Origin of the sequence: Gordonia pseudamarae, assembly GCF_025273675.1 — a bacterium.
Classification (GTDB): Bacteria; Actinomycetota; Actinomycetes; order Mycobacteriales; family Mycobacteriaceae; genus Gordonia; species Gordonia pseudamarae.
On the sequence record NZ_CP045809.1, the window covers coordinates 376628 to 401538 of the forward strand.

At 68.7% G+C, this 24911-nt stretch carries 19 protein-coding genes; 12 read left to right on the forward strand and 7 right to left on the reverse strand.

Annotation, left to right across the window (positions count from 1 at the left end):
* Nucleotides 1–43: 43 nt before the first annotated feature.
* Nucleotides 44–697, forward strand: coding sequence for a response regulator (locus tag GII31_RS01550; protein WP_213246172.1), 654 nt, complete (start codon nucleotides 44–46; stop codon nucleotides 695–697).
* Here GII31_RS01550 and GII31_RS01555 read toward each other — a convergent pair.
* From GII31_RS01555 to trmB, 3 genes are all read right to left on the reverse strand, one after another.
* Nucleotides 670–4245, reverse strand: coding sequence for an MMPL family transporter (locus GII31_RS01555; protein ID WP_260840240.1), 3576 nt, complete (start codon nucleotides 4243–4245; stop codon nucleotides 670–672). The two genes, GII31_RS01550 and GII31_RS01555, sit on opposite strands and share 28 nt — an antisense overlap.
* 111 nt (nucleotides 4246–4356) lie before the next feature.
* Nucleotides 4357–5079: an NYN domain-containing protein gene (locus GII31_RS01560; RefSeq protein WP_246222053.1), complete on the reverse strand. Its 723-nt coding sequence runs from the start codon at nucleotides 5077–5079 to the stop codon at nucleotides 4357–4359.
* A gap of 29 nt (nucleotides 5080–5108) precedes the next feature.
* Entirely contained in the window at nucleotides 5109–5816 is a 708-nt protein-coding gene (trmB, locus tag GII31_RS01565) for a tRNA (guanosine(46)-N7)-methyltransferase TrmB (protein ID WP_213249689.1), read from the reverse strand.
* 395 nt (nucleotides 5817–6211) lie between these two features.
* On the opposite strand from trmB, the gene GII31_RS01570 reads away from it, so the two are divergent.
* From GII31_RS01570 to GII31_RS01615, 10 genes are all read left to right on the forward strand, one after another.
* Nucleotides 6212–7015: a hypothetical protein gene (locus GII31_RS01570; protein WP_213246176.1), complete on the forward strand. Its 804-nt coding sequence runs from the start codon at nucleotides 6212–6214 to the stop codon at nucleotides 7013–7015.
* On the forward strand, nucleotides 7012–8550 hold the full coding sequence (locus GII31_RS01575) for a hypothetical protein (RefSeq protein ID WP_213246178.1): 1539 nt from the start codon (nucleotides 7012–7014) through the stop codon (nucleotides 8548–8550). The genes GII31_RS01570 and GII31_RS01575 overlap by 4 nt, the downstream gene beginning before the upstream one ends.
* Nucleotides 8550–8927 carry a DUF6802 family protein gene (locus GII31_RS01580; RefSeq protein ID WP_246222054.1) on the forward strand — a complete coding sequence of 126 codons (378 nt, stop codon included), beginning with the start codon at nucleotides 8550–8552 and terminating at the stop codon, nucleotides 8925–8927. The genes GII31_RS01575 and GII31_RS01580 overlap by 1 nt, the downstream gene beginning before the upstream one ends.
* A gap of 145 nt (nucleotides 8928–9072) precedes the next feature.
* Nucleotides 9073–10902: a phosphoenolpyruvate carboxykinase (GTP) gene (locus GII31_RS01585; RefSeq protein ID WP_213246180.1), complete on the forward strand. Its 1830-nt coding sequence runs from the start codon at nucleotides 9073–9075 to the stop codon at nucleotides 10900–10902.
* A 156-nt stretch (nucleotides 10903–11058) separates the two neighbouring features.
* Entirely contained in the window at nucleotides 11059–11868 is an 810-nt protein-coding gene (locus GII31_RS01590) for an ABC transporter ATP-binding protein (protein ID WP_213246182.1), read from the forward strand.
* 16 nt (nucleotides 11869–11884) lie between these two features.
* On the forward strand, nucleotides 11885–14428 hold the full coding sequence (locus GII31_RS01595; protein ID WP_213249691.1) for an ABC transporter permease: 2544 nt from the start codon (nucleotides 11885–11887) through the stop codon (nucleotides 14426–14428).
* Between the two features lie 89 nt (nucleotides 14429–14517).
* Complete coding sequence (locus GII31_RS01600; RefSeq protein ID WP_213246184.1) at nucleotides 14518–14958, forward strand: SRPBCC family protein; 441 nt, start codon at nucleotides 14518–14520, stop codon at nucleotides 14956–14958.
* A gap of 168 nt (nucleotides 14959–15126) precedes the next feature.
* Complete coding sequence (locus GII31_RS01605) at nucleotides 15127–15654, forward strand: DUF6764 family protein (RefSeq protein ID WP_246222055.1); 528 nt, start codon at nucleotides 15127–15129, stop codon at nucleotides 15652–15654.
* Between the two features lie 176 nt (nucleotides 15655–15830).
* Nucleotides 15831–16793: a polyphosphate kinase 2 gene (ppk2, locus tag GII31_RS01610; RefSeq protein WP_213246186.1), complete on the forward strand. Its 963-nt coding sequence runs from the start codon at nucleotides 15831–15833 to the stop codon at nucleotides 16791–16793.
* Between the two features lie 30 nt (nucleotides 16794–16823).
* Nucleotides 16824–17657 (forward strand): hypothetical protein, encoded by an 834-nt coding sequence (locus GII31_RS01615; RefSeq protein ID WP_213246188.1) that lies wholly within the window; start codon nucleotides 16824–16826, stop codon nucleotides 17655–17657.
* Nucleotides 17658–17692: 35 nt separating this feature from the next.
* Here the strand turns inward: GII31_RS01615 and GII31_RS01620 are convergent, their stop codons facing one another.
* From GII31_RS01620 to GII31_RS01635, 4 genes are all read right to left on the reverse strand, one after another.
* Nucleotides 17693–19870, reverse strand: a complete 2178-nt coding sequence (locus GII31_RS01620; protein WP_246222056.1) for a prolyl oligopeptidase family serine peptidase — start codon at nucleotides 19868–19870, stop codon at nucleotides 17693–17695.
* A 106-nt stretch (nucleotides 19871–19976) separates the two neighbouring features.
* A complete protein-coding gene (locus GII31_RS01625; RefSeq protein WP_213246190.1) occupies nucleotides 19977–20831 on the reverse strand; it encodes a TerD family protein in 855 nt (284 codons plus the stop codon).
* A gap of 111 nt (nucleotides 20832–20942) precedes the next feature.
* Complete coding sequence (locus GII31_RS01630; RefSeq protein WP_213246192.1) at nucleotides 20943–22499, reverse strand: hypothetical protein; 1557 nt, start codon at nucleotides 22497–22499, stop codon at nucleotides 20943–20945.
* Between the two features lie 5 nt (nucleotides 22500–22504).
* Complete coding sequence (locus GII31_RS01635) at nucleotides 22505–24175, reverse strand: Hsp70 family protein (RefSeq protein ID WP_213246194.1); 1671 nt, start codon at nucleotides 24173–24175, stop codon at nucleotides 22505–22507.
* 66 nt (nucleotides 24176–24241) lie between these two features.
* Here GII31_RS01635 and grpE point away from each other — a divergent pair, with 66 nt between their 5' ends.
* Nucleotides 24242–24742 (forward strand): nucleotide exchange factor GrpE, encoded by a 501-nt coding sequence (grpE, locus tag GII31_RS01640; protein WP_213246196.1) that lies wholly within the window; start codon nucleotides 24242–24244, stop codon nucleotides 24740–24742.
* Nucleotides 24743–24911: the final 169 nt, after the last annotated feature.

Consider the following 24911-nt stretch of genomic DNA (forward strand, 5'->3'; position numbering starts at 1 on the left):
TGTGAGCAACAGCAGAGTTCGTGAGCAACAGGGAGAGGATGCGATGAACGACGAACAGCCGAGACTGCGGGTGATGGTGGTCGATGACCATCCGATGTGGCGTGACGGTGTCGCGCGGGACCTCACCGACGAGGGCTTCGATGTGGTGGCCACCGCCGACGGTGTGGGCAGCAGTGCCCGCCGGGCCAGGGCGGTGCTGCCCGATGTGGTGCTCATGGACATGCAGCTGCCCGACGGCAGCGGTGTGCAGGCGACGGCGGCCGTCCTCGCCGCCTCGCCGGGCACGCGGGTGTTGGTGTTGTCGGCCTCCGACGAACGCGACGACGTCCTCGACGCGGTGAAGGCGGGCGCCAGCGGCTATCTGGTGAAGTCGGCGTCGAAATCCGAACTGGTGGAGGCGGTGCGCGCCACCGGCTCCGGACAGGCGGTGTTCACGCCCGGCCTGGCCGGACTGGTGCTGGGGGAGTACCGGCGGATGTCGCGGGAACCGGCCTCACCGGCCAAACCCACACTCACCGAACGTGAGACAGAGGTGCTTCGGCATGTGGCCAAAGGCCTGAGCGCCAAGCAGATCGCCGGCCGACTCGGGGTGAGTCACCGCACGGTGGAAAACCACGTGCAGGCATCGCTGCGCAAGCTGCAACTGGGCAACCGGGTGGAGCTGGCGCGCTACGCGATCGAGAACGGGCTCGACTGAGACACCGCGTCCGGCGCGGTGCTACTGCTCGCTCTGGCTGCGCCGCAACAGGTCCTGAACACGGATCTGCTTGTCGTCGTCGCGGTTGGCGTGCCGGTCGGCACTGCGCGAGCCTGTTTCCTGGTTGCCGGCCACAGGGTTGTCCGCCGGCTGATCGGAGGCGTCGTGCTCACGATTCTCCGGCGACAGACCCCGCTCCAGCAGCGACTCACCGTCGGGCCGTGACGACGCGGACAGCCGCGGCCTGCGGGCCCGTTCGGGCTGCAACGACGCGGACAGTGGTCCGTCGGTACCCCGCCCACCCAGGTCGGGACGCCGCGCCAGCACCGACGGATCGGCCTGCGGGTCGCGCCGGGGCGGGGCAGGAGTGGTGGGCGGTGTGCGGGTGGGAGGAGGACCGGCCGGGGCCGTGGGGGCAGCGGTGCCGGGGCCTGCGCTATCGGGCCCGGCCCGGCCGGTGGCCCGGACGGGCGTCGCCGGGACGGACGTCGCCCGTTCGGGCGTGCGGCGGGAGGCCGTTGGTCGGGCCCGTCGTGGCGACGGCGTGCGCCGGACGGTCGATCGGACCCGGATTGTTCGGGTCCCGACTGCTCGGGAGTGGGCTCCGCAGGGGTGGGTTGCGCGGTCCGGGTGTCGGTGATCCGCTGCGGAATATCAACCGACGCGGGACCTCCCGGAGGCTCGGGCGGGCTGGTGTCCGAGTTCGGCCGGGCCGGTTCACCGATCGCCCGGACGGCTTCGGTGGCCGGCTGCGCGGGGAACGATCCCGACCGGATACCACTCGAACCGAGTGTCCAGCTGCCGGTGTCGAGGGTGTGTGCCCGGGCGTCACGGCCCGAACGCGTCAGGCGCGGCGTGCGGAAGGTCTTCCAGCCGCCGCCGCCGATGGGCTGGGGGGTTGGGGCGAATCGCACCGTGGGCAGTGCCGTGTCGCGTCCGGCGGACTCCGTCGCCGGCTCCGCGGACCGCGACGACGCGCCGGATGCGGTCGCCTTCGAGGCCGCGGGAACCGGTGGCCGAACCGCGTCGTCGGGCACCGACGTCACCGCCGGGGTTTCCCCGCCGACCGCCGGTTCCGGGGCGGGGGAGCCGGGAGCCCACAGCGGCCGTTTGGGCGCGGCGGAGTCCGGGCGCGGTGGCGGCGGTCCGGTGAGGGGATGGTTGGACCGACGGACCTGTGAGGCCATCGGCCGCGCGACACCGGCGGCGCGGGCGGCCCGCAGCACCGATGTCGGTGCCTCGGCCACCACACTGCCCGCGCTGCGGGCCACACGGGCGCCGGTATCGCCGTCGCGCAACTGATCGGGTTCGTCGTCGAGGATCGTCTCGCCCAGCCCGATCTTGCGCTGCATCGTCTGCATCCACCGGGGCGCCCACCAGCAGTCGTCGCCGAGCAGCTTCATCGTCGCGGGCACCAGCAGCATGCGGATCACGGTCGCGTCCAGGATGAGCGCGGCGATCATGCCGAACGCGATGTACTTCATCATCACGATCTCGGACAGGCCGAACGCGCCGGTCACGACCACCAGGATCGCGGCGGCCGCGGTGATGATGCCGCCGGTATGCGCGGTGCCCACCCGCACCGCCTCGGTGGTGCTGGCACCCTTCTGCCGGGCCTCGACCATCCGGGACAGCAGGAATATCTCGTAGTCCGTGGACAGGCCGAAGATGATCGCGATGATCAGCACCAGCACCGCCGCGAACATCGGGCCGGGGGTGAAGTCGGCGATCCCCGCGCCGTGACCGTCGACGAAGATCCAGGTGAGGATGCCGAGTGTGGCGCCCAGGCCCAGCGCCGTCATCAGCGCGGCCTTGATGGGCAGGATCAGCGACCCGAACGCCAGGAACATCAGCAGACCGGTGATCAGCACCAGCAGCGTCGTCATCAGCGGCAGCCGGCTCATCAGCGCATCCATCGAGTCCTGGGTGAGCGCGGGGGTGCCCGCCACCCACATCTGCAGGCCGTTGGTGTCGATGGCGCGCAGATCCTTGATGGCCTCGGCGGCGGTGTTGCGGTCCACCAGCCCCGCCGACATCTCGATGATCGCCGGACCGTTCTCGCCGTACTGACCCTGCTGATCGCCCTCGGCGTCGAACTGTTTGGTGAATCCGGGGATCGCGTTGGCCTGATCGGCGATCGACTGCAGCTTCTCCGTGACCTCGGAGTCGTTGGTGTCGTAGGCGATGACCAGCTTGATGCCCTCGGTCCGCTGCGACGGGAAGGCCTCGTCGAAGGCTTCCTGAGCCTGCCGTGACTCGTTGCCCGGCGGCAGATAGGCCTCGCTGATGCCGCCGAACTTGATGCCGGCGAACGGCACGATCAGCACCAGCAGGAAGAGCATGACCGGGACGGCGGTGGCGATGGGGTGGCGCATCACCCAGCCGGCCAGCTGCCCCCAGAAGCCGTTCTCGATCTCGGCCTTGGTCTTGGTGCGGCGCAGGAACGGCAGCCCGAGGGCGTCGACGCGTGGTCCCAGGATCGCCAGCGTCGCCGGCAGCACGGTGATCGACAGGATCGCGGCCAGGGCCACCGAGGCGATGGCGCCGTAGGCCACCGACTTGAGGAATCCCTGCGGCATGATCAGCAGACAGGCCAGCGCGGCGACGATGATCGTCGCCGAGAAGACCACGGTCTGTCCCGCCGTCATCACGGTTCTTCGGACCGCCGCCTGTGTCGAATAGCCCTCGGCGAGTTCTTCCCGGAACCTGCTGACTATGAACAGGCCGTAGTCGATGGCGATGCCCAGACCGATCAGGGTGACCACCGACTGGGCGAAGATGTTCAGTTCGGTGGTCAACGCCAGGATCTTCATGATGCCGAGTGAACCGGCGATGGTCAGGCCGCCGATGAACACCGGCAGCACGGCCGCCACCACACCGCCGAACACGAAGAACAGCATGAGCGCGACCAGCGGCAGCGCGATCAGCTCGGCGCGGTGGATGTCCTCGTCCATGCCGCGGGCCATCGCGCCGGCGATGGGCTGCAGGCCGGCTGTCTGGAACGTTGTTCCCGGCAGATCGAACCGTTCGGCGATTCCGGTGAACTGGTCCTCGATCTTCTTGTAGTTCTCCAGGATGACTGTGTCGTTGTCACCCCTGATGCCGATCGAGACGAACGCCTGCGTCCTGTCCGGGGAGAACAACTGTTCCCGTTTCATATCCAGCGCGGCCCGGGAGGCGGCATTGTCGCCGGCGGGCTGGAACGGGTCGAAAATTCCCGGATCCTCGCGGCCGACCACATCGGGATTCTCGTCGACCAGGGTGTTGATGAAGTTCTCGACCTTCCGGCCGAATTCCTCGTCATCGACCTTGGTGCCCTCGGGTGGGGTGATCAGGAGAATAACGTCGGATTTGTGGTCACGGCCGAATGCGGTGTCGGCGATCTGGGACCCTTTGACCGACTCGGACGTGGGGTCGAACCAGCCGCTTTGGCTGAGGTGTTTACCCAGGTCGAGACCGAACAGGCCCAGGCCGCTCATCAGCAGGACGAGCACCGCGATGACCGCGTAGCGCAGCCGGAAGACCATGGTGCCGATGGCTCCGAACACTGCCGGCTCCTTCCACGTGACGATTGTGCCTTGAAAACAATGAGCGTACGTCTATCGGCCCGATTGTTTCAGCACCGCCTGAGTTACCGCTGAGTCGTGGCGGTCGGAAATCTAGCGCAACAGTGCGCGCAGCGGCCGGAACGGGGTGAGCCAGGCGCCCTCGTCGGGCAGTGAATCGAGGCCGATTCGTGGCAACGGTTCCCTGAATACACCGTCGATATCCTCCAGATCGGTGAATTCCAGCCCGTCCGAGGACAGCGCCCAGCTCGCGTGTTCGCGGAATCCGATCACGGTGACCGGGATCCCCTCGGCGGCCAGGGCCAGGAGTGGCTCACGGAACGCCTGGCCGTCGGCGGAGGCGACGACCACACCGGCCAGGCCGGTGTGCTCGCGCCGCAGCTCGATGTGGGCGAGCATGTCGGAGTCGACGTCGCTGTCCTCGGTCAGCTTCGGTTTGGCGAAGACCGCGAAACCCACATTGCGCAGGGCGTCGACCCACGGGCGGACTACCTCGGCGCTGCCGGGCGCGATGTTGGTGAACACCGTGGCCTCGGGTTCGGGTGACGTTCCGGGAGTGGTGAGGGCGTCGGTGCGGCGCAGCAACCAGCGGCCCAGGGCGTCGAACCGGGGCCGGTACGCGGCCGTCGGCCGGCCGCCGATGATCGCGCCGAGCCCCATGTCCATGTTGGGCGCATCCCACACCAGCAGCACGCGGGGCGCCGCGAGTCGGCCGGAGATCGTCTCACCGAAACGTCGCGGCCCGTCCGCGGTACCGGCGGATGCCGACGCCTCGGGTGCCGATTCCGCGTGGGCGGGGGTGTCACGATCAACCATGTGGGGGAGGGTTCCTGATTCTTCCGGTCTCACCCGTCCTGCGACGGCCGGGTGTAGACGAACTCGGTGACTCTGCGCCCTTCACGTTCGGCACGGCCCTCGAACTTGGTGGTCGGCCGGGTCAAGAGCAGGGGAGACTCGGTGGTGAGCGGGATGACATGTGGTCGGTCACGATCTTGCGTGGCGAGAATCTCGGCGATCCACACCGCGTAGTCGGCGTGGTCGGTCGCGATGTGCAGGACGCCACCGGGCCGCAATCGATCGGCTATCAGCTCGATAGTGCCCGATTGCAGGAACCTGCGCTTGTGATGCCGGGATTTCGGCCACGGATCGGGGAAGAACACCCGCACGCCGTCCAGGGTGCCGGGCCCGACGAGTTCGGTGAGCACCACCATCGCGTCGCCACGGATCAGCCGCACATTGGTGAGCCCGCCCCGGTCGATCAGCCCGAGCAGCTGGGCCAGCCCCGGTTTGTAGACCTCGACGGCGATCACGTTGACGTCGGGTTCGTCGGCGGCCATCGCGGCGGTGGAGACACCGGTGCCGCTGCCCACCTCCAGCACGGTGGGGGCCTGTCGGCCGAACAGCGCGGGCAGATCCAGGCGTGGTTGCGGGATGCGGTCACGTCCGATCTCCAGGTCCTGGCCGAGCTTCGGCCACAGCGTTTCCCAGTTGCGCTGCTGGCCGGAGGTCAGGGTGCCGCGCCGGAACCGGAAGCTGGTGACCCGGGGGAACAGCCGGCTCCGATCGGTGTCGTCCGACGGTCCGGTGTCCGCGTCGGTCGCCGGTCGGCCGGTGGTCGGCGTGTCGGTGGCCGGCTCGTCGGTGCTCGTCTCGTCGGGGGTCCGGTCGGTCGCCTCGGTGCCGGCCGCGCCGGGGTCCTGGTGCTGTTGCCCGGTCTGCTCGGGGTGCTGCTCGCTCACCCGGTTATCGTGCCAAGTTATCCACAGATGCGCCCGAGGGGGTGCCATAGGTCGGCGGATGCGGGTTACATTCGACGTTCAGGGCGGCGGAATCCGGTGGCGGGCGGCACGCCGGGAGGCGATCGGGGGATTCGTTGCTTGAGCCCAGTGCACCGGACAGCGACGGCCGGCCGCGCACCCGTGCGTCCGCCCGGCCCGTCCCTACCTGCTTGGCCGACGCGATCGGGGCCCGGCATCGGGCACTGTCGACGGCGGTGACCGGACGGCCCGGATCGGGGCGTTCGACGCTCGCGTCCGCCCTGCGGCAGGTCCTGTCGATCGAGGTGGGCGTGTCGCCCGGGCCCGCGGACGCCCTGCCGGACCTGTGGTGTCATACGCTGTCGGGACCGCCGCGCGCGGGCGACACGAGAATCATCGACGACCTGCCGGCCGAGCGCACGGTGGTTGTACTGACCAAGGCCGACGTGTACCGATCGGGCCCGGCCACCCACAAAGCCGGTGCCGACGACGCGGCCTGGCCGTTCGGCGCCGGGGCCGCATCGACGGCGGCCAGGTGCGCCCGCGCGCTGGGGCGCCCGGTGCTCGCGGTCTCGGGGTTGTGGGCGGTGGCCGCCCCGACATCGGCTCAGACCGGGTTGCTGGCCGCGCTCGCCGCGGCCGGTGAGGCGGTCCCCGACCTCGACGCCCGGTTCGCCGCTCCCACCGGTGTCGGCGGCGACGACGAGGGGCGGTTGCGGGCGGAACTGCTGCGCGTCATGGGTGGCGGGGGCGTGGAGCTGGTGCTGGGCGAACTCCGTGCGGGCGCGATCGGCCCCGACGCCGCCCAGGTCGCGCGACTCCTGCGGGGTGCGAGCGGGATCGGCGCCCTGCGGGCGCACATCGCTGCGTGCGCGGGGGCTGTCGCCGATGCCCGCACCGCCGAACTCGGTATGGCCGCGGACCGCATCGCCGCGGCCGGGGCCGAACGCGCCGCCGCCGAACAACTGCTCGCCGATCTTGGGCGGGGCCGGTGACCACCGTCCTCGACACGGCGACGATCCGTGAGATCAGGACGGTGACCGGCCGCGATGTGGCGACGGTGCCGGTGCCCGGGCGGGCCGTGGTGTTCGCCGGTGTCGGCGGTACCGGGGTGTCGAGCGTCATCGGTGCGTGCGCCCGGGTCGCCCCGGACCTGGTCGTCGGTGACTGGGCGGACCGCGACCCCGGCGCACCCGATGCGGCGGCGGTGGCGGTACTGGTGGTGGACCCGTCCTCGTCGGTCGACGAGGAGGAGTCGGCACTGCTGGCCGAGCTGCGCCAGGAGATAGGCGTGGTGGCGCTGGTGTGCAACAAGATCGACGCCTACTGGGAGTGGCCCGACATGTTGCGCCGCATCCGGGCGGTACTCGACCCGGCGGGCCGACTGCCGCTGTTCGCGGTCGCCGCGCGCCGGGGCGACTCCGGGATCGCGGCGCTGACCGACTGGCTGACCTGCGTGGTGTCCGCTCCGGACGAGGTTCGGCACGGTCTGCGGCAGGCCGGCGTCGGGCTCGTCGAAGCCGACGCGGTGGGTGCCGTGCCGCTGGACGACGACGCGGCACGCCTGTCCCGGGATCTGGTCGACCGGCGCCGGGTGATCCTGGCCGGCCGCGATCGTGGCCGCGCGGAACGGTACGCCGCGGTCCGCGTCGAATTCGCGGCCGCACGGGCCGAGATCGTCGACGAACTCGATGCCGTGGTGCGCACGCTCTCCGCCGTGGCCGATGCCCGGTGCGACCGGCTCGGCCGACACGAGGTGGCGCTGTACCGGACGTGGTTCGACGGCCTGCTCACCTCGGCCGCCGGCCACCTCGACCAGCTCTCAGCGTCCCGGTTGGCCGAGGCCGCGGCGGTCGGTCTGGCCGGAATCGGCGGGTTCGCCGGTGCCGGGCCCGCACCGGCGGCACATCCGGTCGTGATCGCACCGGCCGCGGCTGCCGGTCCTCGCCGGGGTGCCGAGGACGCACTGTTCGCGCTGCTCGGGGTGTCGACGGGGTTCGGGGTGGGCCGGGCGGTCGGAGCGGCCGCGTCGTCGATGGACGCCGCTCACGTACCGGACCGGCTGCTGACCCCGGTCACGGTGCTGACCGGGCTCGCGATCGCGGTGTGGGTGATCGGTGTGCGGCGCACGTCCGCGACCCGTGCCCGGCTGCGGGCGGCGACCGCCGCCGCGATCGCCGAACTGCGCACCACAGGCGAACGGCTGGTGCTCTCGCGGTCGTCATCGACGGAGATCGAGGTCACCGGCCAGATCGGGCGGTACCACGATCGGCTCGGCCGGGACACGGGCCGGCAGGTGGCCGCCATCGACGCGGATCTGGCCCGGCACCGCGACCGGGTCTCCGGGCCGCGGGCGGCCGTGCGCGCCGCCGCCCGCGAACTCGGTGACCGGCTGGCGGTGCTGACCGACCCGGATCCCCCGGCACCCGATCGCGGCCCGCCGCGCCGCGATCACCCGGAACCGGGCGGTGGGCACCCCGCACCGGAACCCGGGACGTCAGTGCGAACCGAAGCGGAAGGAAGCAGGTGATGGGTGTGGACGAGGACATGTTCGGCGGCGCCGACGAGTACGGGGCAGGTGGCGGACAACCGGTCGGCGGGCATTCACCCACCCCCGACGGTCCGTTCGCGGATCCCTCCGGTACCGGCCCGGCCGGTCACCTGTGGGTGTCGCAGGGCCCGGACGTGTGGGATCTGGGTCCGGCCGACCTGGACACCGATGCCGACGGTATCGCCGACTCGCTGACCAGGCCGGGACCGGACGGGATGGCGGTATACACCGACTCCGATGCCGACGGCCGGGTGGACCTGATCACCGAGGTCGGCCGCGACGGCAGCTACACGACGCAGCGTCTGGACACCGGCAGCGGTACGTGGCGGTCCACCGACACCGGACGGCTGGCCTGACGTCGCGGCGACCGCCGGCGCGAATGCGGACAATCTCACTCGGGGGCGGCTACCTAACGAGCGCTCGGTGCCGGTACCCTTGGGCAAACGCCGCAATGCAGGTGACGGCTTTACCGAGGGTCGGCACCATTCACGAGGAGACCTCATGACGTCAGCCACAATTCCTGGCCTGGATCCGAGTAGCGCCCCCACCAAGCACGCCGCACTCCTCGCGTGGGTAGCCGAGATCGCCGAACTCACCCAGCCCGACGCCGTCGTCTGGTCAGATGGCAGCGATGACGAGTGGAATCGGCTCACCGGGCAACTCGTCGCGGCCGGCACCCTGACCAAGTTGAACGAGGAGCGCAAGCCCAACTCGTTCCTGGCCAACTCCGATCCCGCCGACGTCGCCCGCGTCGAATCGCGCACCTACATCTGTTCCGAGAAGGAAGAGGACGCCGGCCCCACCAACAACTGGGTCGATCCGGCCCAGATGCGCGAGACCATGACCGGCCTCTACCGCGGCAGCATGCGCGGCCGCACGATGTTCGTGATCCCGTTCTGCATGGGCCCGCTCGGCTCCGACGATCCCAAACTCGGTGTTGAGATCACCGACTCGGAGTACGTCGTCCTGTCGATGCGGATCATGACCCGCGTCGGCACCCCGGTTCTCGAGCTGCTCGGCGAGGACGGCTTCTTCGTCAAGTGCCTGCACTCGGTGGGTGCGCCGCTGGAAGCGGGGCAGGCCGATGTGGCGTGGCCGTGCAACCCTGACAAGTACATCACCCAGTTCCCCGAGTCCCGTGAGATCTGGTCGTACGGCTCGGGCTACGGCGGCAATGCGCTGCTGGGCAAAAAGTGCTACGCGCTGCGCATCGCGTCGGTGCTCGCGCACGACGAGGGCTGGCTGGCCGAGCACATGCTGATCCTCAAGCTCACCAGCCCCCAGAACAAGGTCTACTACGTGGCGGCGGCTTTCCCGAGCGCCTGTGGTAAGACCAACCTCGCGATGATCCAGCCCACCATCCCCGGCTGGAAGGCGGAGACGGTCGGCGACGATATCGCCTGGATGCGGTTCGGTGAGGACGGTCGCCTGTACGCGATCAACCCCGAGTTCGGTTTCTTCGGTGTCGCTCCCGGTACCAGCGCCGACTCCAACCCGAACGCGATGCACACCATCGATCACGGCAACACCCTGTACACCAATGTCGCGCTGACCGACGACGGTGACGTGTGGTGGGAGGGCATCGGCGGCGAGAAGCCGGCCCATCTGACCGACTGGAAGGGCAACGACTGGACGCCCGAGTCCGACTCGCCGGCCGCGCACCCCAACTCGCGGTACTGCACACCGCTGACCCAGTGCCCGTCACTGGCGGCGGAGTGGGACGATCCGCAGGGCGTGCCGATTTCGGCGATCCTGTTCGGTGGCCGTCGCAAGACCACGGTTCCGCTGGTCACCGAGGCCCGCGACTGGCAGCACGGCGTATTCATGGGTGCGACCGTCGGTTCCGAGCAGACCGCCGCCGCCGAGGGCAATGTGGGCACCGTCCGCCGCGACCCGATGGCCATGCTGCCGTTCATGGGCTACCACGTCGGCGACTACCTGTCGCACTGGATCGACCTCGGCAAGAACGCCGATGCCGCCAAGCTGCCCAAGATCTTCTATGTCAACTGGTTCCGTCGCGGTGACGACGGCCGTTTCCTGTGGCCCGGCTTCGGGGAGAACAGCCGCGTCCTGGAGTGGATCATCGGCCGCATCGAGGGCGAGGTCGCCGGTGAGCAGACGCCGATCGGCATCGTCGCCAAGCCCGAGGAGTTCAACCTCGACGGTCTCGACGTCGAGGAGCGGGATCTGGCCGAGGCGCTGGCCGTCAACTCCGAGGAGTGGCAGCAGGAGCTTCCGCTGATCGACGAGCTGTTCGACTTCGTCGGTGACAAACTGCCGTCGTCGTTGCGTGACGAGCTCGACGCGCTGCGTGAGCGACTGGGCGCCTAGACACACACTCATCACAACAGGGCTGTGACTTCGGTCGCGGCCCTGTTGTCGGTTCTCCCGGTTTTCGGCGATCGGTCTCGGGCGTGCGCCACCTCAGGGTCGATATCAGGGACTGACCGGATAGCCGCCGCCGCGCAAATTTGGAAGGCTGTACCCATGACGCACAGTAGAGGTGGAACCGGGCACCATCAGGTGGCGGCGGTCGCGGGCAATCTCACCAAGACCTATGGCTCCGGCGACACCGAGGTGGCGGCGTTGCGCGGGGTGTCGGTGGCTTTCGGTGCCGGGGAGTTCACGGCCATCATGGGGCCGTCGGGTTCGGGCAAATCGACTCTCATGCATTGCCTCGCCGGGCTGGATGTGGCGACCTCGGGCAGTGTCCGCATCGGCGAGGTGGAGCTGACCGGGTTGTCGGACAAGGCGATGACCACGTTGCGCCGCGATCGGATCGGTTTCGTATTCCAGGCGTTCAACCTGGTGCCGACCCTGACGGCGGCCGAGAACATCACGTTGCCGCTCGACATCGCCGGCCGCGACGTCGATCAGGCGTGGTTCGACACGGTGGTCGGCCGGCTCGGCCTGACCGATCGGCTCTCGCATCGGCCCGCGGAACTGTCGGGCGGGCAGCAGCAGCGGGTGGCCTGTGCCCGGGCGCTGGTGGGGCGCCCCGACATCATCTTCGGCGATGAGCCGACCGGCAATCTCGACTCCCGTTCGTCGGGGGAGGTGCTAGACATTCTGCGGGCGGCCACCGACGAGTTCGGGCAGACGGTGGTCATCGTCACCCACGATCCGCGGGCCGCGGCGTACGCCGACCGGGTGGTGTTCCTCGCCGACGGACAGATCGTGCGCGAGTTGCACCGGCCGTCGGCCGACGATGTGTTCGAGGTGATGCGGAACCTGGACGGCGCCGTTGTCGGCGGACCTGGAACAGTCGGTGGCACAGACCCTTCCGTGGTCGTCTGAGATGTCGCGTTCGGTGATGCGGCGGGTGTCGCTGCGCAATCTCGCCGCGCACAAGCTGCGGCTGGTGCTGACGGTCTTCTCGATCATGCTCGGCACGTCGTTCGTGGCCGGGTCGATGGTGTTCACGGCGTCGATCTCCAACGCCTTCAACAGCCTTTTCGACAATGTCGCGCCGGGGGTGTCGGCGGAGGTGTCACCTTCCGCCGACAGCGCCGGAGAGGGCGTCGAGGACAGCGTCGTCGCCGAATTGCGTTCCCGGAAGGGCGAGCTCGGCATAGATCGGCTGGTCACCGACTACAGCGCGATGGTCACCGTCGCCGGTGCCGATGGCAAGGCCATTTCCACCGGCGGTGCCCCGAGCACCGGTTCGGCGTTCATCCCGGCCGACGAGGCGCTCGCCCCCGATGCCACCACCGTGCTGCCCGGTGGCCGGGCGCCGAAGGGCAAGGGCGAGATCGCAATCAACGCCTCGGCTGCTGAGAAGAACGGTCTCAAGGTTGGATCCGAGACCAAAGTCATTGTGGGTCAAGGATCTTCCAAGCCGATGACTGTCACCGTGGTGGCTCTGCTCGATCAGCCGGGTGCGACGAGCGGCTTTGTGAACGTGCAGTTCGAGGCCGCGGTGGCCCGCCAGCTGATGTCCGACGGAGCCTCCGTGGGGCTGATCGACATGCGTGCTGTCGACGGGGTGTCGCCCGAGCAGTTGCGTGACCGGGTGGCGGCGATCGTGGACCCCGAACGGTACGAGGTGCGTACCGGGGATCAGGTCCGGGACGACGCCAAGAGCACGTTCACCGACTTCCTCAACATCTTTCAGGCGGTCCTGCTGGCGTTCGCGGCCATCGGTCTGGTGGTGGGCACCTTCATCATCTACAACACCTTCTCGATGATCGTCGCGCAACGCAACAAAGAACTGGCGTTGCTGCGCGCCGTGGGCGCGAGCAAGCAGCAGGTCTCCCGGTCGGTGCTGTTCGAGGCGTTCATCGTCGGTGTCGTCGGTGGTGCGGTCGGACTGGTGATCGGTATCGGCCTGGCCGCGCTGCTCAAGATGCTGGCCAACTCGGGTACCGGTCTGCCCGAGGGGCCCCTGACAGTCACCCCGGCGGCCGTGCTGGCCGCGTTGTTCGTCGGCATCGTGGTCACGATGATCAGTGCCTGGGTGCCCGCCTCGCGCGCGTCGCGGGTGGCGCCGGTCGAGGCGATGCGGGCGAGTACGGCCGAGGACGGCTCGAACCTGCGGCGCCGGACGCTCGTCGGCGCCGGGTTCGGCGTGCTCGCGCTCGGACTCATCATCGGCGGCGCGACCCACGTCGGTGTGGGCCCGGCGGTGGCCGTCGGCATCGGTGCCGGATTCGCGATCCTCGCCGCGGTCCTGGGCGGTCCGGCCCTGGCGCAGCCGTTCGTCGGCGGCCTGGGCCGTGTCCTGGGGGCGCCGTTCGGCAAGATCGGCAGTCTCGCGCGGACCAATGCGGTGCGCAACCCGCGGCGCACCTCGGCCACCGCGTTCGCACTGACGCTGGGGCTGCTGCTGGTATCGATCATCGGCATCCTGGGCGCCTCCTTCAAGGGCACCGCGGACGAGGCCGTCGACACCGGGATCGGCGCGGAGTTCATCATCAGCGACACCAACCAGCAGGCGCTGCCCACCTCCATCGTCGACGCGGTCGCCGGCACCGACGGCGTCGGCAGCATGGTGGCCTTCGGGGTGGTGCAGGCCAGGTACGACGGCTCGTTCATGACCGGGCAGGCCGCGGTCGGCGACGGTCTGGGCGATCTGCTGCGTCTGGAGATGCTCGACGGCGCCTCGGCGGAGGTGCCCGCCGACGGACTGCTGGTGACCGAGGCCTTCGCCAGTAAGAAGAACTGGCATCGCGGCGACAAGCTCACCTTCACCACGATCGGGGGCAAGGACGTCGAGGTCACCGTTGCCGGCGTCTTCAAGGACACCCCGCTCGTCCAGCCGTGGATCATGGGCGCCGAGGCCTACCGCGATCTGGTGCCGCGATCGTTGCGGATGACCACCTTCGTCCTGGTCAGCCCGGCGCCCGGCGTGACATCCGACGAGTTGCGCGAACGCCTGGACACGGCGACCGCCGACTTCCTGACGGTGCAGATCCAGGACCCGGAGGAGTTCAAGGGCACCATCGCGGGCGTGATCGACCAGATGCTCGCCGTGTTGTACGCGATGCTCGGGCTGGCACTGGCCATCGCGATCCTCGGCATTGTCAATACGCTCGCGCTCTCGGTGGTCGAGCGTAAACGTGAGATCGGCACGTTGCGGGCGATCGGCATGCTGCGCGCCCAGGTGCGCCGCAGTATCTATCTGGAGTCGGTGCTGATCGCCGTCTTCGGTGCGGTGCTCGGTGTGTGCATCGGTTCGGTGCTCGGTTGGGCATTGACCAGGACGCTGGCCAAGTGGGGCCTGGGCGACCCGGTGATGCCCTGGTCGCTGATCGGCGGCACGGTGCTGGCCGCGTTCGTCGTCGGTATTCTCGCGGCGCTGTGGCCCGCGGTACGGGCCGCCCGGACCAAGCCGCTTGAGGCTATCGCCGACCTCTGACGGGGAAGATTGGGTCACGTGACCAGAATCGCCGCGGCAAAGTCGTGTTTTCGGCTGTTATCGGTGGTCGGCACGGTAGGTTCGGGTGTATGACTGTCTCCGTAAGAACAGAATTCGACGTCGACGCCCCGCCGTCGCTGATCATGGAAATCCTGCTCGACATCGACTCGTTGCCGCAGTGGTCCGAGGCGCACAAGTCGGCCGAGGTCCTTTCCTCGCACCCGGACGGCACCCCAGATCGGGTGCATTGCGTCGTGGGCCTGATGGGCATCTCCGATGAGCAGACGCTGACATACACCTGGACCGACACCTCGTGTACCTGGGATCTGATCGAGGGCAAGCAGTTGAGCCTGCAGCACGGCGCGTACCGGCTCACGCCCACCGACTCAGGCACCCGCGTCGAGTTCGAGCTGGAGGTCGACCTGAAGATCAAGCTGCCCGGTCTGATCGTCAAGCGTGGCCAGAAAGCGGCCGTCGAAACCGCCAAGAAGGGGCTGATCGCCGAGGCCAGGCGCCGCTCGGCGAGCTGACCTCTTCGCAGCTGTCCGCCTTCAACCTCGTCGATCGGCCTGTGCGGAGGGGCTCGCACCGGGTCCGGAACGTTTTTTCGTGGTGTCTATCACGTGACGGACGTCCACGTCGTCTACGGTATAGGCACCGTGACGCCGTGGACGTCCGTTGTTTCTTTGAGGAGGCCGATGATATTGATTATCAACAAGTTTCGCTTTCGCATCGTGGGTGCGATAGTAGGGCTTGGTGCGGGACTGGCCGTCCTCGGGGCGGCCGGGGGGACCGGCACGGCGTCGGCGGTGAACTGCCGCGCGGTCGACGGCCAGCAGATCCAGAAAGTGGTCGCGCACTCGGGGTGTGGGGCCAAGGCGGGCAAGGGAAGTCAGGCAACGGCACTCGAAAGTGGCGGCCGCGGAACGGCAGTCGCCGTGGCTGATACCGGCGGCCGGGCGACCGCGGACAATCGTCAGCCGGGCTCGGTGGCGCTGGCGGGTGCGTTCGACGGTGGCGTGGCGCGCTCGTTGACCGTCGGACCCAACGCACTGGCCGTCGCCCAGGCCGCCAAGGGTGGCAACACGCTCGCGGTCGGTGGGCCCGGCAGCCAGGCCAAGGTCGGCCCGACCGGCGCCGACTGCTACGGCGCGCTGTCGGTGGCCGTCGACCTGAATCTCGCCAAGGGCTGCGTCAAACTGGGCCCGGCGGAATTCGTCCAGTAACTCACTTCCCGGACCCGGCCCATCCGGCCGGGTCCGGTACGTGGGTCGGGGTCGCGAATCCGTGCCCGGTACACGACCCGGCCCGGCACATCCGCAATGGGACTTTCGGCCCGATTACGGCCCCTGGTTCACCTCAGTGTCACCTACCGGTCAGGTGGTGAGCATATTGTGGCGGGGTGACCGAGGTTTATACACCGGCCGTGGACGGCCAGGCCCAGTTCGGACCGGACTTCAGCAAGCTCAACGGCCGTGAGGCGTTGCAGCAGCTCGTCGACCTACACAATGTGACGCAGTTCGCGGTCAACGACGACGATGACGACGATCCCGTCCTGCTCACGCTGCCCGGCCGCAATGTGGTCGACACGTGGCGCGAGGACTATCCCTACGAGGAGCGGATGAGTCGCCGCGAGTACGAGATCGGCAAGCGCAAGCTACAGATCGAACTGCTGAAGCTGCAGAAGTGGACCAAACAGACCGGGCAGCGGTTTCTGCTGGTGTTCGAGGGCCGCGACGCCGCCGGTAAGGGAGGCACGATCAAGCGCTTCAACGAGCATCTCAATCCGCGCGGTGCCCGCGTCGTCGCTCTGGAGAAGCCCAGCGAGCGCGAATCGACCGAATGGTACTTCCAGCGGTACGTGCAGCATCTGCCCGCCGCCGGCGAGATGGTGTTCTTCGACCGGTCCTGGTACAACCGTGCCGGTGTCGAGCGGGTGATGGGTTTTTGTACCGACGACCAGTACGCCCAGTTCATCCAGCAGGTGCCGGCGTTCGAGAAGATGCTCGTCGACGACGGAATCCATCTGGTCAAGTTCTGGTTCTCGGTGTCGCCGCTGGAGCAGCGCACCCGGTTCGCGATCCGGCAGATCGATCCGGTGCGGCAGTGGAAGCTGTCGCCGATGGACCTGGCGTCCCTGGACAAGTGGGACGACTACGGCGCCGCCAAGGAGGCGATGTTCGCCGCCACCGACAATGATTTCGCGCCGTGGACGGTGGTCAAGAGCAACGACAAGAAGCGGGCCCGATTGAACGCGATGCGGCACGTTCTCGCCTCCTACGACTACACCGGCAAGGACGCCGAACTGGTCGGTGTTCCCGACCCGCTGATCGTCAGTCGCGCTCGTGACACCATCGGCGAGTAGCCGCCGGATCGGCTGGGTACCCTTGGTCTCGTGCGGACTTTCCTCAGCGCTGTTCTGACGTTCGTCGCGATGGCGGCGATCGTGCTCGCGGTTCCCTCGTTGTGGGTCAAGGAGCGCCTGGTCGATGCCGAGGGATTTGCCACCACCATGCGCCCTGTCGCCGAGGAGCAGAAGGTCCGCGACTACATGACCGAGGAGATCACCCGCGGCGTGATCGACAGGGCCGGGGGTTCGGGCAGCATCACCGGTGACGTGACGAGCGCATTCGTCACGCCGCTGGCGCGGGCCTACACCGACTCACCCGAGTTCGTCGACGATTTCGTCGAGGTGGCCTCGGCGCAGCACGCCTACCTGTTCGACGAACCGACCGCCGACAGCCCCGACCAGGGAATCGAACTGGACATCGCGCCGATGGTGAACCGGGTTCTGGCCAAACTCGGTATCAGGGTGGGGACCACCGAGCCGGTGCTGGTGCAGCTGACCGGATCGGACCTGGAGGCGGGCCGCTACCACCAGACGGGCCGGGACATCACCCGCCTGGCATATGTGTCGGTGGCGGCGGCGATCGTCGGTGCGCTGGGCGGACTGCTCTTCGCGCGCCGACGCGGGGTCGTCGTGTTCGCCCTCGGCGTCGCGACGGTTGCCGCCGCGATCACCGGCTATGCGACGGCCGTGGTGGGCGCCTCCCGCGCCAAGGACGAGCTGACCGCCGGTGCGGGAGCCGACCGTGAGGTCAGCGAGGTGATCGTCGACACGGCGCTGGCCAACCTGCGGGAGACCTCCTACATCGTAGGTGGTGCGGGTATCGGTGTGCTGCTGCTCGGCCTTGCCATCGCGGTGGCCGCGCGCCGGGGTGCCCGGTAGCGGGACGCGTCCCTATCTGCGGTGCCCGCGGTGCCCTACGCCCCGCCGATCGTCCGCCACAGGAATTCGTACGCCAGAGCCGATTTGAAGGCCGACTGCTTGTTGTCGGCGGCGCCGCCGTGACCGCCCTCGATGTTCTCGAAGTAGCTCACCCGGTGACCGGTCTCTTCGAGCCGGGCGACGAACTTGCGGGCATGTCCGGGGTGGACACGGTCGTCGCGGGTGGAGGTGGTCACCAGAATCGGCGGATACTCGGTGTCCGCCCGCACATGCTGGTACGGCGAGTACGCGCCGATGAACTCCCACTCGTCGGACTTGTCGGGGTCGCCGTACTCGGCCATCCACGACGCCCCGGCGAGCAGCAGGTGATAGCGGCGCATGTCCAGCAGCGGTACCTGGCACACGATGGCGCCGAACAACTCCGGGTAGCGGGTCAGCATCACCCCCATCAGCAGCCCGCCGTTGGAACCGCCTTGTGCGGCGAGTTGGCGTGGTGTGGTGAGCCCGTCGACGACGAGCGCCTTCGCCACCGCGGAGAAGTCCTCATAGACCTTGTGCCGGTTGGCTTTCTGGGTCTGGGTGTGCCACGCCGGTCCGTATTCGCCGCCGCCGCGGATATTGGCGATCACGTAGATGCCGCCCCGGGCGATCCAGTTGCGGCCGCTGATCGCGGTGTACGCGGGTGTCTGTGAGACCTGAAATCCGCCGTAGCCGTACAGGAGGGTGGGGCCGGTGGTCACGTTCTCGTCCCGGATCACGAAGTACGGGATCGCGGTACCGTCGTCGGATCCGGCGAAGTGCTGTTCGGTGATCACCGACGACGCGTCGTACAGTGCCGGTGCGGATTTGATGACGCGCGCCGGCGCGCCGCTGTCCCCGTGCAGCAACGACGGCGGTGTGGTGAACGACGATGCCATCCAGAACACCTCGTCGCTGTTGTCGGGATCGGTGTCGAGTACCGAGATGGTGGCGAGCGCGGGCAGCCCGGGTTGCGGCACCGGCGTCCAGTCGCCGAGCGTGATCACCTCGACCTCGGTGGCCACATCACGCAGTTTCACCAGGATCAGGTGAGACCTGGTGAACACGTAGTCGTCGAGCGTGGTGTGCGCGTCGGGGGTGAACAGCACGGTGTGCTCGCGTCCGCCCGCCAGGTAGTCGGCGTAGTCGAAGACCAGCAGGGTGTCGGCGGCATATCTCACCTCGCCCGCCGTCGGGGAGGACACGGTCCAGGGTGATCGGGGCAGCACCAGCAGCCACTGCCGGAACACTGCGAATCGCGAGTCGGTGGGCACGTCGATCTCGACGAGTTCATCGCCGCCGGATTCGTCATGGCGCAGTTCGTAACTGACGGTGTTGTAGAAGTCGGTGCTGCGCATGACGAAATCGCGTTCGAAGCCGGGTGTGCTGTCGTGCGATGCGGCGATCGACACATCACCCGGTTCGCCGGTGAACACGGTGACAGCATCGTCGAGTGGGGTTCCGCGGGTCCATCGCTTGACCACCCGGGGATATCCCGACGACGTGAGTGCGCCGTGGCCGTCGGGCTGCTGCCCGAAGTCGGTGCCCACCCAGACGGTGTCGTGATCGATCCAATCGATGCGGGACTTGTTCTCCGGCAGCGTGAACCCGTCGGTCACCCAGGATCGGGCGGCGACGTCGAACTCGCGGACCACCGCCGCGTCGGCGCCGCCACGCGAGAGCGAGACCAGTGCGCGGGTGTAGTCCGGTCGCAGCATCGTCACGCCCGACCACACCCAGTTCTCGTCTTCGGTGTCGGCGAGTGCGTCGACGTCAAGCAGCACATCCCAGTCGGGCGACTCCGTCGAGTACGACTCCAGGGTGGTCCGCCGCCACAGCCCCTTCGGGTTCTGCGCGTCCTTCCAAAAGTTGTACAGAAACTCCCCGCGCCGCCGTGCGTACGGGATCCGTTCGTCGGTGTCGAGGACCTCCAGCGTCGCGGCCCGCATGTCACGGAACCGGTCCGAATCGGTGAGTTCGGCGACGGTCGGCTCATTGTGGGTACGGGCCCAGTCGAGCGCCGCGTCGCCGGTCACCTCTTCGAGCCAGAGGTACGGATCGTCTGCTGCGGGGGTTTCGGTCACCTCACCAGTGTGCCTGTACCACAGCGCGGTGGCGAAGGTCAGCCCGTGCTCCTTGAGCACGGACTCGACCTTCGCGAGCATGATCTGCCGGACCCGCATGATCGCGGCCATCGCATCGGCCGCATCGTCCCAGCCCTGGCGTACTCACCTGCGGTGGGCCTCGGCGATGGGGTCGAACGGCAACGGCTCGGATGACGGCATGGCCGGCTGCCGCGGACTACTTGCGGCCGGCCTTCCAGTTCAGGCCCCAGCCGTAGGCCTCGTCGACCTTGTCCTGGGCGCCACGGATGTAGCGGACCTCACGGTTGATGACCAGCTCACCGCCACGGTTCTCGAACAGGGCGATCGCACACGACAGGGCGCTCTGGTCGGCCTCGTCCAGGTGCACCTCGATCTGCGGCCCGTTGGTGGGGAACACGGTGACGACGCCGTTGGCCGCCGCCCAGTTGGGGGCGCCCTCGTAGATATAGGCGAAGATCAGGATGCGCCGGATGTTCTGCGTCGCGCCCAGGTCGATGTACATGTTCTCGCCGCCGACGGCCGAGCCGGAGCGGTCGTCGCCGTCGAGGTAGATGATCGGCTGGCCCTGGCGCGGTGCCTGGAACGAGTTGCCGAGGGCCTGCACGATGCCCTTGCTGCCGTCGGTGAACTCCCACAGGCAGGCCAGGTCGAGGTCGACGCCGCTGGCGCGCTTGAAGAAGCCGCCCTTCTTGGCGCCGCTGGTCCAGTTCAGGTTGATCCGCAGCTGGCCGGTCGTGGAGCCCTGTTTGGTCAGCGAGACGCTCGGCGCCGACTTGGTCAGCGTCACCTTCTGCAGCGACACGGGAGCCTGAGCGGGCGGCTGCTGGTACTGCTGGACCGGCGGCTGCTGCTGGTACGGCTGGGCAGGGGGCTGCTGTTGGTACGGCTGCGCGGGCGGCTGCTGCGGCGGGTAGGGCTGTTGGTACGGCTGCGCGGGCGGCTGCTGCGGCGGGTAGGCGGGCGGCTGCTGCTGGTAGGGCTGGGCCGGAGGTTGCGGGGGTGTCGGCGGCTGCTGCGGTGCGGAGGGGCGTTTGTTGTAGTCGATACCCATGTCAGTCGGTCCTTTGCTCTGCTCGCGGTGCGGTAGGTGTGAGATCTGTTGTGTCGGTTCGGCGCGGTGAACCCGTTTCGGGTGCTGCGGGTGTCGTGTCGGATCGGTTCGTCAGCGGACCTCGATCCGGGCGCGTCGGCCGAACGCGTCGGCCACCTCCAGCGTGCCGTTCGCCGCGCGCCGGCAGCTCGCGACCGCCGCATGGCACGGCCGCGCGTTGTCGGGCACCACGAATCCGCCGTCGATGTGATAGCGGGAGTTGGTGATCTTCAGCGCCGTCGCAGCCGGGTCGCCGGGGGCGGTCGGCGGGGTGTCGCGTCGCAGGTACACCATCGCCTCGGTGACACCGGGCGGCCAGGCGAAGGTCAGCACTCCGCCACCGGCGCCGAACACGGCCACGGCGGGCAGTCCCGCCGCGGTGGGCGGGCCTGCCGGTGCGGGCGTCGGTGCGGTGTTCCGGGTGAGGATCGGCGCGACAGGTGCGGCTTCCGGTACCGGACTATGTGCGGTGCGTTGCCTTCTCGGAGATCGGCGGGTGGTGTCGATGCGGCCGGAAACCGGTGGTGCCGGTGACACCTGGGAAACCGGTGCGGGTTGTGGGGTCGGGGTGGATCGGGGTACCGGGGCGGGTTGCTGCCGCGGTGCCGGGGCGGCCGCGGGCCGGGTGATCGAGCCCGGCACGCTCTCCACCGCCGCACCGAATTCTCCCGCCAGGTTGTGCAGCATGGTCCGGGCGCCGGCCGGACCCAGTCCACGGTCGATGGCCTCCTCGAACAGGAACTCGTAGTCACCGTGCCGCAGAACGTCTTCCACGAGCACCGCCGCACGCACCCGGGGCCGCAGGTAGTCGGCCACCGTTTCGCTGACCGCCTTGCAGTAGCCGATGATCCTGGTGATGTCGCCGAGCAGGATCGCGCGGCAGTGGACGACGAGTTCGTCGAGCACGGCGCGCAGGGGGCCGGCAGGCATTTCCCGGGCCCGTTCGGCCACCATCCCCACACGTTCGGCGATCTCGTCGGCATCGGTGGCGTCGTCGAGGGTCAGTCGCAGCAGCGCCAGCAGGGTCGGGGTGGGTTCGCCGCCGGACCGGATCTGGTCGAATTCGCCGAGCAGTCTGGCGATCTGGTTCAGCCGCTGCTCGCTGATCGGGGCGGGTGCGGCCGGTCGCGGGGCGGCGGGTGTCTCGTCGTCGACGGTGCGGTGCCGACGCAACCGTGCCTCGATCTCGTCGGGGGCCAGGCCGCCCATCGCGCCGATGTCGAACAGTCCGGCCCGTTTGGACTGCGGGATCCCGCCGTATCGTTCGGTGAGCCGTTCGATCGCGTTGTCGAGCAACTCATATCGTCCGGCATCGCGCTGACCACGTTGTGCCGCAACCGATCGTGCCTCGGCAATTCGGCTGGTGGTGTACCGCAATGGTTTCGATCGGGTGTCGTGGGATTTCACCAGCTCGGCCACCAGGGTGCGGTACTTGGGGTGGTCGCGTTGCTTCTGCCAGAACGCCCACACCGCCTCGATGCGGCCGACTGCCTGATCGTCGGTGATCAGCTCGGCATCTTCCAGCGGAATATCGTACAGTTCAAAAGAATCGGAGGTCGATGTCCCGCCACGACGGTCGACGGCGGCCAGGACGCGTTTGCGGTAGTCATTGGAGTCGAAAGGTCGCATGGTGTTCACCCGTCGCGTCGGCGGGTCCGGTGGACCTGTTCGAGTTCGCGGCTGACCTCCGCCTGCGACAGCGTCGCACCGGTCTTCGCCGACATTGTCAACGGTATGCCGGCCTCGACGTGGAATGCGGTCACGTGCAGCACGCCGTCGAATCCCATCTCGAAGGTCACCTGCACCTCGCTGCCCTGTTCGTAGCCGCCGGGGATATCGCGGATGGTGCCCTCGATCAGCACCTTCGCATCCTCGGGCCGCGACGATTCCTGCTGCCCGGCCTGTTCGAGGACGGTCAGTTCGATGATGTCCTGATCGGCGCGCATCGTGCCGAACGAGCGGCGCACCCGGATCGGCAGCGTCTGGTTGCGATGCACCAGCCATGTCGCGCGCAGGTCGCCGTTGGATACGGCGAGTATGCCGAAGCCTCGGGACACCACGGTGTCGACGCTGATCTCGAGCATCCGCCGCACCCCGCTCACCGGCAGGCCGAATGCGGCGGCGACGCGGCCGCACGACTCGTCGAGGTCGGCGGAGGAGGCGGACAGCGGCGGCGCACCGTCGGCGAGGCGGCCACGGGTGCGCAGATCGGCGGTCACCAGCCTCTCGATCTCCAGTTTGTCGCCGTAGATCGCCGCGCCCTTCGCGACTGCCAGATCCGGGTCGGACAGTTGCGGGTTGAGCCCGAGTTCACCACGGATCGCCTCGGCGACCATCGGCATCCGCGACGAGCCGCCCACCAGCAGCACCCGATTGATGGTCGACGCCCCGCGATCGCGGGCCGCGGCCAGGCACGACCGGGTCAGTTCGATGGTGCGCTTGAGCAGCGGACCGGTGAGGTCTTCGAGCTGGGCGCGCGTCAGCGTGATCACCGACCGCCTGCCGTCGTGGGCGACGATCACCGACGTCGACGCGGCGTCGGAGAGCTCGTGCTTGGCACGTTCGGCGGCCAGCACCAGCGCCTGCGAGCCGGCCGAGTCGTCGAGCGGATCCTCGGCGTCGGGATGTTCGGCGCGGAACGCCTCCGACAGGTGCAGCGCGATCCGCTCGTCCCAGTCGGCTCCGCCGAGCTGGTGGTCGCCGTCCACGGACAGCACGGAGATACGCCGATCGGCCAGTTCGATGACGGTGGCGTCGAAGGTTCCGCCGCCCAGGTCGTAGACGAGCACCGTTTCGTCGGGTGTCGACGAAGCGAAGGCGTCGGTGAGTTTACTGAACCCGTAGGCGAGGGCGGCGGCGATCGGCTCGGACAGCACCCCGGCCACCTCGATACCGGCGTAGGTGCCGGCCTGGATGGTGGCGCGGCGTTCGTCGTCGCCGAAGTAGGCGGGGACCGTGATGACCGCCCGTTGTACCTGTTCGCCGGAGAACGAGGCGTCGGAGATCAGCGATTTGAGGATGAGCGCGGAGATCGCCGGCGCCGACCATGTCTGTCCGTGCGCCACGAACCGCCAGTCGGCGTCCCCCATGCGTCGTTTGACCAGCGCACACACATTGTCGGGGTCCAGTCGGGCCTGCCGCCGGGCTCCCTCACCCACCACATGGTCGTACGCCGAGGCCAGCAACACCACGCTCGGAGTGGTCTGCGAACCGTCGAGACCGGGGACTATTCGGGGCCTGCTGCCTGCGTCCACGGTCGCGATGGCTGAGTTGGTCGTGCCCAAGTCGATTCCGTAGACGCCCACGATCAGCCAGACTAACAGCGCAAATCGCTCGGGTGCAGACCCGAACACGCACGCTAATCTGAGCAGATGACAGACGTTGACGACGGACGTGCGGCAGTACCGGAGGACGGAGCGCAGTCCGCGGCGGCGGAGGGCGTGCAGGCATCCGGCGATCAGTTGGCGCACCTGACCGAGCGGGTCGAGGACCTGACCCGGGTGGTGGTTCGTCAGGCGCAGACCCTGGACCAACTGGTCGACGCCGACCGCGCCCGCGCCTCGGGCCCCGACCTGCCCCTCCTGGTCGAGTTGTTCTCGATCTTCATCGACGCCGACTCCTGCGCCCGGTCCGGTGACGCCGCCTTCGCCGCCATCTCTGGCAGTCTCGAACGTCTTATCACCGGTCGCGGCGGCACCGTCATCACGCCATCGGTGGGCGACCCCTTCGAGGTTTCGACGATGGAGGCCGTCGACGTCCGCCCCGTCGAGGGCGATACCGAGCCCCGCACCGTCGCCGACCCCATCCGGCCCGGCCTGCTCGTCGGCCCCCGTTCCGTCCGCCCCGCCATGGTCGTAGTCTTCGGCGAATAACGTCGGCGTCCCTCCCCCCTCACCGGCGACCACCGCCGATTGAGTGCGAGGAGCGCAAGCGACGAGCCTCGAAATCTGGTGACACGCCCGATGTTGTCCGCTCACGAGGCTCGCACCTCAACCGGCGACTACCGCTGATTGAGGTGTGAGGAGCGTGAGCGACGAGCCT

What these genes read in the sequence shown, in the direction of transcription:
- GII31_RS01550 (WP_213246172.1), top strand. Translation starts at nt 44, where the DNA reads ATGAACGACGAACAGCCGAGACTGCGGGTGATGGTGGTCGATGACCAT.
- GII31_RS01560 (WP_246222053.1), bottom strand. Translation starts at nt 5,079, where the DNA reads ATGGTTGATCGTGACACCCCCGCCCACGCGGAATCGGCACCCGAGGCG.
- GII31_RS01580 (WP_246222054.1), top strand. Translation starts at nt 8,550, where the DNA reads ATGGGTGTGGACGAGGACATGTTCGGCGGCGCCGACGAGTACGGGGCA.
- GII31_RS01585 (WP_213246180.1), top strand. Translation starts at nt 9,073, where the DNA reads ATGACGTCAGCCACAATTCCTGGCCTGGATCCGAGTAGCGCCCCCACC.
- GII31_RS01590 (WP_213246182.1), top strand. Translation starts at nt 11,059, where the DNA reads ATGACGCACAGTAGAGGTGGAACCGGGCACCATCAGGTGGCGGCGGTC.
- GII31_RS01595 (WP_213249691.1), top strand. Translation starts at nt 11,885, where the DNA reads ATGCGGCGGGTGTCGCTGCGCAATCTCGCCGCGCACAAGCTGCGGCTG.
- GII31_RS01600 (WP_213246184.1), top strand. Translation starts at nt 14,518, where the DNA reads ATGACTGTCTCCGTAAGAACAGAATTCGACGTCGACGCCCCGCCGTCG.
- GII31_RS01605 (WP_246222055.1), top strand. Translation starts at nt 15,127, where the DNA reads ATGATATTGATTATCAACAAGTTTCGCTTTCGCATCGTGGGTGCGATA.
- GII31_RS01620 (WP_246222056.1), bottom strand. Translation starts at nt 19,870, where the DNA reads ATGGCCGCGATCATGCGGGTCCGGCAGATCATGCTCGCGAAGGTCGAG.
- GII31_RS01625 (WP_213246190.1), bottom strand. Translation starts at nt 20,831, where the DNA reads ATGGGTATCGACTACAACAAACGCCCCTCCGCACCGCAGCAGCCGCCG.
- GII31_RS01630 (WP_213246192.1), bottom strand. Translation starts at nt 22,499, where the DNA reads ATGCGACCTTTCGACTCCAATGACTACCGCAAACGCGTCCTGGCCGCC.
- grpE (WP_213246196.1), top strand. Translation starts at nt 24,242, where the DNA reads ATGACAGACGTTGACGACGGACGTGCGGCAGTACCGGAGGACGGAGCG.